Here is a 6,533-nt window from a genome sequence, read left to right on the forward strand (position 1 = left end):
TGAAGTGTACACACTGAATGTCAAGGTTTTCATAAGGTAACTTAAAATCTTAATGATCACATCACATAAACAAAAGCAGTTTACTCTTAGTCCCTTTATTAATAGAGACATGAATATGAGGTTAGGCGTGTAGATAATAAAAACAATCGTAAGCAAATTTGCTTACGATTGTTTTTATTAATGAAACCTAAATAGTTATTATTGCTTTACAAATTTTACAGCTTTTCTGTTTTTGGTGTTTTGACTATACAATTCAATAATATAAATCCCTGTGTTTAATTGCTCAACATCAATTGAAATTTCTTTTAGGTTGATGTTTTCCGATTTTTTTATTATTCTTCCGGCCAAATCAGTTATGGAGTACGAATTGATAAGCTCACCCCATTTCAAATTCAAATAATTACTAGTTGGATTTGGAAAATATTCAATTATATCCTGTTTTGAATTATCATTTATAACTTCAGCATTGACCAAATTTTTTGATGTAGATTGCTTATTCGAAGCTCCTCCATCCGCTAGTTCTAAAATCAATTTAGGCACGCCACTTCCAGATTCACTGGAATTATAATTGATATAAGTATTCGTATTAGAATGAACTTGCACAGAGAGCAATCCATCTCCCAAACGCTCAGTTTCTGCTTGTGTTGTTACATCCCAAAAAGTTGCCACCCCACTTTCCCTGACAATTTGAGTATCCATAAGGGAGCTAGATGCAGGCTTGTTGTTCCAATTAATACTGGTTTCCGACCAATTATCGTCGGATACAAATTTCACGTCATGGGTTACATTATTTGTTGGACTGGTTCCTGATTTAGGCACCAGTTTTATTTTTGCGCTTAGGATTTCTTTATTTATGGAGGACAAATCAAATTTAAGATAGGTTTCTCTAGTATACTCGGATCCATCATTCTTCACTTCAAGATTGGTATTGTTATAGGTATTGTTGGCATAGCTTCCAGAACGTACATAAGCATCTTCTATGGCTGTTAATTCCGAATCGGCAAGTTCAACTAGCAATGTAGGCCTAAAATCTTTGTTTTCCTTTTCTTTAGAGAAAAAACTGCCATAAACACCCCAAGAAACTGCACTTAATTCTAAAGACAAAATACCATCGTTATCGATTTCACTTTGCACCTGACTGGTAATATCCCATTCAATTGGGTTAGAACCTCCCGACTTAGTTCCCAGTAAAAAGGATGTACTTGGTTTATTGTTCCACGTAATATTAGATTCACTCCAACTGTCATTACTCACATATTTTAAATTGTAATCGGTATATCCCACTGTATTTGGAGTTAACCTTAATTTAGCACTTGAAATATTTGTTAAACCAGAAACATCAAATGCTAAAAATATTCTTCTTTCATAACTCCCCCCATCTTTTTTTACCTCCATACTTTTCGAACTTCCATAGTTAGTATCTCCATAGGTTCCACTTCTTACTTGGGAATCCCCTATAGGCTCTAGAATCTTGTACCAATCTACTCTCAATATATTCCATTGATCAATAGCTGTATTAACCCATGCTGGTTTAGATCCCAAACGGTATTCCAGTTGTGCTTCATATAGAGATTCAATATTTACTTTTGTACCGTTACTTTCTTCGTACTTAACATTAGATTGAACAAAAGTTGTAGAGGCAGTGCCATGGTACCCCACAATAATTGGATTAACCACTGCCAGTCCACAATAATTTCCCCCACAATCTTTCCATAAATCTACTGTTGTCGCATTGGTGCTCGTTCTTTCGACGTTCCACATGGTAAGTCCAGTGAGATGATTAGGAAGGTTGACGTAACTCCCACCTGCTCCACTTACATTTGTCATAGTATAAAGATCGACAAGATTGGTTCTGGGCATACTGGCATGCAAGTCCATACCCTTACCTTTTTGGGCATCTACCCTCCACACTGCAGATCCGCAAGCTTTTCCAGACATGTCGGCTCCATGCCACTGCCCAGAAGAAGTATTGTCCCAAATTAAGCCTTGCAGTATCCTAGATGATCCCCCATCTACTACAGAAAGGGCATGACCACTATTACCGTCTACCAAAATATTAACAATGGAGGAGGCGTAAGAAGAACCTGTAATTTTAGCAGAATTACTAACATTGGTAAATCGACTTCTTCTTACCCATGAATGTGCAACTCTTTTCATTTTTAACGCTTTCCAACCATAGTCATGTATATAATCTTTATGATGAACAAAAGACTCTGTAAAGTTTGCCTTAAAATGGATATCTTCAAATCCACAATGTTCAAGTACTGGTAAAACTTGCGCCTCCCAATTATAGGTTGAGTTAATATTGTCTACTATAGGATCTTTGAAGTAAATCTTTTTGTTCGGCATATCAACAGATTCAATTTCATGAGTCTCATATAAGGCTACGCCATTATTGATTATACTTGTCCAAACACTTCTGGGTGTTTTACCATCCAAATAGTCGTTATTTGCAGCTGTGTTGGCGTCCATAACAAGTCGACAGTATTTTTCATTTTGAAATATTTGAGGCTTACTTACATAAATGAAATTATCACCCCGATTTGAATTTTGAGTAATCGTTGTGCTATCCGTTATTGAAGCATTTACAGGTTCGAATATAAACATGGGATTGTTATGCCAGGACGATACTCCTGAAGGTAACCTCATATAATTTTTCATATTGATGATCGTTCCTCCTGGAGTAGAACCACTTCCCTTCAGTATAATATTGGATGAGTTGATAGTAATGGGAGATGTATTATTGGGGTCTGTATTGACCAAATATTCGCCTGGTGGGAAAAACACAACCCCACTCCCATTTGCCTCTGCTGCATCAATAGCGGCCTGAATAGCCACTTGATCTGAATTTTCGTCATTAGGAACAGCTCCGTATGCCGCATCGGTAACATCAAAAACAGGATAGGCAAAAGTTTCTGGAATAGCCACTTCGCCTCTCATGTACCCTGCGTAAGAATAATCTGGAAGCACTGGAATATTAGGATCTGTTATTTCTCCTGTATACCGCTTCCATATTTGAGGTGTTTGCGCTTGAACGTTAAACAAACTAATGGTTGTAAACCATAGTAATAATGCTAAAAGGGTTTTCCTTTGGGTAAAATTTGTTTTCATAAAATACTGGTTTAGTTAGTTTTACACTTATGTGTATGACCAAAGAAAAAAATGATGTTGAAAAAAACAGGGTAAAATTAATTTTAAATTAGGGGGAATATCAGTTTTTAGTCACTAACCTTTAATAATGATAAAGTATTGTAAACTTATTCATAGACAAACTATTCCTTTTTATTGAAAAATGCTCTAATGGTTTATGGCACTTCTATCTTTAATGTTTTAAAGAAAGATTCAGCTACAGCATTATCCCAACAATTTGCTTTCCTGATCATGGATTGAGTAACCAAAGTATTTAACTTCAATAGTTTTCTAAATTCCTTTGAGGCGTACTGTATACCTCTGTCAGAATGGAAAAGCAAAGGTTGGGCTATCTTTCTTTTTGATAATGCCATTCTCCAAGCTGGAATAACAGTTTGGTTGGTATGCAAACCCGTGCTTAATGACCAACCTATTACCTGTCTATCATATAAATCAATAATTGTGGTTAGGTACAGCCAACCTTTTTGAGTTTTGATATAAGTGATATCAGATACCCAAACTTGATTTAATCTACTAGGGTTAAAGTCTCTATCCAATAAATTCCTGCAAATAGGATATTTATGGTTCGAGTCTGTAGTAACCTTAAATTTCTTCTTGTGCTTACTGATCCAATTGTTCTCTTTCATGATTTTAGAGACCCTTCGCCTGGATATACAATAATCATTGCGTCTCAATTGCTCTGCTTACTTCTGTTAAATTCTTGTTTCATCAAATCTGTAAACAAACTATGCTCCAATGCTCTTTTGCCAGGACCACCTGTGAACCACCTATAAAAACTACTTCTGCTTACTTTTAATACTTTGCACATCTTCTCAACGGGATATAAATGTCTATAATTGGCTATAAACCCGTAGATTTCCCATCGCTCTTAGAGAATATGTGCTCGGCCTTTTTTAATATCTCAAGCTCCAGTTCCTTTTCTTTAAGGGCTTTACGTAATCTTTTGACTTCTATTGTATCCTCTGGTATTGGTTTTTCTGGCTTAGGTGATTCAGTTGTTTTAGATGCTCTGCGCCATTTGTAAATCCTCTGGACAGCAATGCCCAATTCATCTGCCAGTTCTTTTATGTTATCCCGCTGGTAACTCAATCTTACCGCTTGTTCCTTTAATTCTTTACTATAAACTCGTTTTTTCATGTTTCTAAGATATTTGTTTTGTAACAAACAGTCTTAAAGTTTATGTCCGAATAAAGGTAACAATTCCAGTTACCAGGCCTGCACATTAGGGTACAGGGTGATGTATTTTAACACCAACAAGCTCTTCACAAAAATGAAAACGGCCAAGGCCGATGGTTCCTACCTAAAGGAGATCAACCGACTGGAAAAGCAGGATCTGCTTATCTTAGACGACTTTGGACTTAAAACCTTAGATAGTGCTAACAGACATATATTTATGGAAATAATCGAGGACAGGCACGGTAAACGTTCCACCATTATAGCCTCGCAACCGTCAACAGAAGCCTGGCACCAAATTATTGGGGAACAGACAATAGCCGATGCCATTTTGGATAGGTTGGTTCACTCAGCACATAGAATTAATCTAAAAGGAGAATCCATGAGAAAAAAATTAAAAAAGAATCACTAATTTTAACACTCAAATAAAACGATTTTTGGCACTTCATCTACACTGCTCACTTTCATCCGGCACGGGTGGTTCACTTTAACCGAATTTTCCAATACGGGTATAAAGCGGTGCTTTCCCGTTTTTTGCACTGGCCAGTTTCAACCAGAACAGAATACTGAAGGCGTTTGGAGTTTCCATAATCTTTTGTTTTAAAATTGAACATCAAAAACAAAAGCCAAATCAAAGTCTCGGTTACCTTTTTTTTAACTAAACCAATTCAAATTAAATGATAGCCTTTAAACGACAAAAACTTGATAATCATACGATTACCAAGTTTTTGATTTGAATTGATTTCTTAATAAGTCGGGGTGGCAGACTTAACCACCTTTTTATATGACACTGTTAAACAGTTATTTACACTGTTTTCTATAATTATGTACACCTATTTGCACACTAAAGTCAAAAAGAACTATTTAAAAACATAATTTGTTTGTCTTTGTTAGCATAAAGATACAAATAATATTAAATATGTATCATTCCATGGATTTAACGATTGACTATTTTGAGCTATCCTTTTTGATTTTAATACTCCATGGATGAAAGCCCAAATTATCCATATATTTTCGTTTATGAGCTATTAACATTTTTTCAATACCATTTTCATTTATGGGAAGATATCTAAACCCGTAGCAAAAAAATAAGTCCCTCTTTTAAATGGAAAAATATGTGTAAACAACTCAAACCTATAGCCTAGTTTTGTAGACTATCCCTGTAGCCTTCCCTAAAAAAAGAACTTTCCTAATTCAACTATATCTAGTTTTCATTTTTATAAAATTCAATTTCTCTTTCAAAATAAACTTCTTCTTTTTCTTCTGGATGATTACATACATCACAATAATAAACTTTTCTAGCAAAAATTCTAACTTTTAGAGATTTTGTAGGATTAATTTTTGCACACACTATATCACCTGGTTTAAATAAATTACTCATAATTATTGATTTTGTCCTATGGCTCTAAATCATCATAGCCACTTTTTAAAATAATTGAAAGCATCTTAAATCTTTCATTTGCTTCTATTGTATATAAAACATGACCAGGAATAATCATGGATTCATTCTTTTGTAAATATGTAGATATGTTGTCTACTACAATTTCTGCTTTTCCTTCAATGACATTTACAAAAGTTGAAAAAGGTGTTAGTTTGGGCTTATACACTTTACCATAGTCCAATGCTAAAGCCATTATATTCCCTGTTTTTTCATTTAAAATGTGTTTAACGATTATAGTATTCGAAACATATTTCAACTTATCGCTTATGTTGAATGCCTTAAGGTTTTCAAATTCATAATTCTTCATAACACAAATTGATTTACTCGCTCTTTTTAATTCGTCTCTTTTCTGCTTTAGCTTGTTTCTTTTCTTTCGCTGTCCTTGTTGGTGCTGTTTTACTGTTTTTAGCTTTGCCGCTTTTTTGTCTAGACATAATTATAATTTTTTAAATGTTAAGTATTGTATAACAAGTTAAACTTTATGATTTTGATTAGGTTGTATAACTTTTGAAAAGAATTACAGATATTACAGTTTAGAACTAAATAATTTATAAAATATTAAATCAGTTATATTATAACAACTAAATGTTGCCATGTAATATAAAGGAAGGAAATAGCCTCAACTTTGTTGTATAAAAAACTTATAGATTATGACACATTTACACATTAACAACATTATAGATATAGAATTTGAGGTATCTGGCTAATTCAGTTCGATTTGTGCCACCGATTTCGGAGTCATTGTGCCATTGATTTCGGTTTAAACCGT

Annotated in this window: 5 protein-coding genes and 1 pseudogene; 1 reads left to right on the top strand and 5 read right to left on the bottom strand. The window is 34.3% G+C overall.

The window, feature by feature from the left end:
- Positions 1-198: 198 nt before the first annotated feature.
- The 3 genes from ABD792_RS10730 to ABD792_RS10740 all read right to left on the bottom strand — a co-directional run bounded on the left by ABD792_RS10730 (position 199) and on the right by ABD792_RS10740 (position 4,287).
- The gene (locus ABD792_RS10730; RefSeq protein ID WP_345006003.1) at positions 199-3,111 is read right to left on the bottom strand and encodes a CBM96 family carbohydrate-binding protein; all 2,913 of its coding nucleotides are present in this window, start codon (positions 3,109-3,111) and stop codon (positions 199-201) included.
- A gap of 194 nt (positions 3,112-3,305) precedes the next feature.
- Positions 3,306-3,824: an IS3 family transposase gene (locus tag ABD792_RS10735; RefSeq protein ID WP_345006005.1), complete on the bottom strand. Its 519-nt coding sequence runs from the start codon at positions 3,822-3,824 to the stop codon at positions 3,306-3,308.
- Positions 3,825-3,990: 166 nt separating this feature from the next.
- Positions 3,991-4,287 carry a transposase gene (locus tag ABD792_RS10740; protein WP_345006007.1) on the bottom strand — a complete coding sequence of 99 codons (297 nt, stop codon included), beginning with the start codon at positions 4,285-4,287 and terminating at the stop codon, positions 3,991-3,993.
- 70 nt (positions 4,288-4,357) lie between these two features.
- On the opposite strand from ABD792_RS10740, the pseudogene ABD792_RS10745 reads away from it, so the two are divergent.
- Positions 4,358-4,735 (top strand): annotated as a pseudogene (locus tag ABD792_RS10745) (ATP-binding protein); the annotation flags it as partial.
- A gap of 792 nt (positions 4,736-5,527) precedes the next feature.
- Here the strand turns inward: ABD792_RS10745 and ABD792_RS10750 are convergent.
- Entirely contained in the window at positions 5,528-5,704 is a 177-nt protein-coding gene (locus ABD792_RS10750; RefSeq protein WP_345006009.1) for a hypothetical protein, read from the bottom strand.
- 16 nt (positions 5,705-5,720) lie between these two features.
- Positions 5,721-6,071 carry a cupin domain-containing protein gene (locus tag ABD792_RS10755; RefSeq protein ID WP_345006011.1) on the bottom strand — a complete coding sequence of 117 codons (351 nt, stop codon included), beginning with the start codon at positions 6,069-6,071 and terminating at the stop codon, positions 5,721-5,723.
- Positions 6,072-6,533: the final 462 nt, after the last annotated feature.

It is taken from the genome of Snuella lapsa (assembly GCF_039539345.1).
Lineage (GTDB): Bacteria > Bacteroidota > Bacteroidia > Flavobacteriales > Flavobacteriaceae > Snuella > Snuella lapsa.

Bases quoted from the DNA above. Each gene is read 5' to 3' on its own strand.
- ABD792_RS10730 (WP_345006003.1), bottom strand. From the start codon at position 3,111: ATGAAAACAAATTTTACCCAAAGGAAAACCCTTTTAGCATTATTACTA.
- ABD792_RS10755 (WP_345006011.1), bottom strand. From the start codon at position 6,071: ATGAAGAATTATGAATTTGAAAACCTTAAGGCATTCAACATAAGCGAT.
- ABD792_RS10750 (WP_345006009.1), bottom strand. From the start codon at position 5,704: ATGAGTAATTTATTTAAACCAGGTGATATAGTGTGTGCAAAAATTAAT.
- ABD792_RS10740 (WP_345006007.1), bottom strand. From the start codon at position 4,287: ATGAAAAAACGAGTTTATAGTAAAGAATTAAAGGAACAAGCGGTAAGA.